This is a genomic window from Ruegeria sp. YKSF131 (assembly GCF_059612645.1).
The window spans coordinates 1-1,918 of the sequence record NZ_JBXWQZ010000129.1 but is presented as its reverse complement, the minus strand read 5'-3'; the positions used below and the strand labels follow the sequence as shown (position 1 = coordinate 1,918).

Annotated in this window: 1 protein-coding gene; it reads left to right on the top strand. The window is 63.7% G+C overall.

Annotated elements, in window-relative coordinates; genetic code table 11:
• Positions 1–7 precede the first annotated feature (7 nt).
• Positions 8–1,783, top strand: a complete 1,776-nt coding sequence (xsc, locus tag AC2FLZ_RS21910) for a sulfoacetaldehyde acetyltransferase (protein ID WP_209508319.1) — start codon at positions 8–10, stop codon at positions 1,781–1,783.
• The last annotated feature ends 135 nt before the right edge of the window (positions 1,784–1,918 follow it).

The window sequence follows — 1,918 nt, the reverse complement described above, 5'->3', positions numbered from 1 at the left end:
CACCCCTATGAAGATGACGACGGAAGAGGCCTTTGTTAAGGTTTTGCAGATGCATGGAATTGAGCATGCGTTTGGGATCATTGGCTCGGCGATGATGCCGATTTCGGACCTGTTTCCGAAGGCTGGGATCATGTTCTGGGACTGTGCGCATGAGGGCAGCGCGGGGATGATGGCGGATGGCTACACCCGTGCCACCGGCAAGATGTCGATGATGATTGCGCAGAACGGCCCGGGCATCACCAACTTTGTGACCGCCGTCAAGACTGCCTACTGGAACCACACGCCGCTTCTGCTGGTGACCCCGCAGGCGGCCAACAAGACCATCGGTCAGGGGGGCTTCCAGGAAGTCGAGCAGATGAAGCTGTTCGAGGATATGGTTGCCTATCAGGAAGAGGTCCGCGACCCGACCCGCGTCTGCGAGGTTCTGAACCGTGTGATCATGCAGGCCAAGCGCGCCAGCGCCCCGGCGCAGCTGAACATCCCGCGCGACATGTGGACCCAGGTTGTCGATATCGACCTGCCCGCCATTGTCGAGTTCGAGCGCCCCTCGGGCGGCGAAACCGCCGTGGCCCAGGCGGCCGAGCTGCTGTCGAACGCCAGGAACCCTGTCATTCTGAACGGCGCCGGTGTGGTTCTGGCCGAAGGCGGCATCGAGGCGTCGAAAGCGCTGGCCGAGCGTCTGGATGCGCCGGTCTGCGTCGGCTACCAGCACAATGACGCCTTCCCGGGCAGCCACCCGCTGTTTGCCGGTCCGCTGGGCTATAACGGTTCGAAAGCGGGGATGGAGCTGATCAGCGAGGCGGATGTTGTCCTGTGCCTCGGCACCCGTCTGAACCCGTTCTCGACCCTGCCGGGCTATGGCATCAACTACTGGCCCGCGGATGCCAAGATCATCCAGGTTGACATCAACCCCGACCGTATCGGCCTGACCAAAGCTGTCAGCGTCGGTATCATCGGCGACGCTGCCAAGGTGGCAAAGGGCATTCTGGCCCAGCTGAGCGACACCGCCGGTGACGAAGGCCGCAAGGAGCGCAAAGAGCGCATCGCGCAGAAGAAATCGGCCTGGGCGCAGGAACTGACCTCGATGACCCACGAGGATGACGATCCGGGCACCACCTGGAACCAGCGTGCCCGCGCGGCCAAGCCCGACTGGATGAGCCCGCGCATGGCGTGGCGCGCCATTCAGGCGGCACTGCCGAAAGAGGCGATCATCAGCTCGGACATCGGCAACAACTGCGCCATCGGCAACGCCTATCCGTCGTTTGAAGAGGGGCGCAAATACCTGGCGCCGGGCCTGTTCGGCCCCTGCGGCTATGGCCTGCCCGCCGTCGTCGGTGCCAAGATCGGCTGCCCGGATGTTCCGGTTGTGGGCTTTGCCGGTGACGGTGCCTTTGGCATCGCGGTGAACGAGCTGACCGCGATCGGCCGCGAGGAATGGCCCGCCGTGACCCAGATCGTGTTCCGCAACTACCAGTGGGGCGCGGAAAAGCGCAACTCGACCCTGTGGTTCGACGACAACTTCGTGGGCACCGAGCTGGACACCAAGGTGTCTTATGCCGGTATCGCGCAGGCCTGTGGCCTGAAAGGCGTTGTCGCGCGCACCCAGGACGAGCTGACCGCGGCGCTGAACCAGGCGATCGAGGACCAGAAGAACGGCATCACCACGCTGATCGAGGCCCTGATCAACCAGGAGCTTGGCGAGCCTTTCCGCCGCGACGCGATGAAAAAACCCGTCGCAGTCGCCGGCATCAGCGCCGATGACATGAAAGCGCAGGGCGCTTAACCCCAGGACGAGGCCGGAGCACATGACCCTGACACCCGTCGAGCTGTTGCGGCAAAACGCTCCGGCCACCCGTCCCATAATCGCCCTCAGCGAAGGCAACGACCCCCGCATCACCAAAGGAGCCCTCAACGCGCA

What these genes read in the sequence shown, in the direction of transcription:
- xsc (WP_209508319.1), top strand. Translation starts at nt 8, where the DNA reads ATGAAGATGACGACGGAAGAGGCCTTTGTTAAGGTTTTGCAGATGCAT.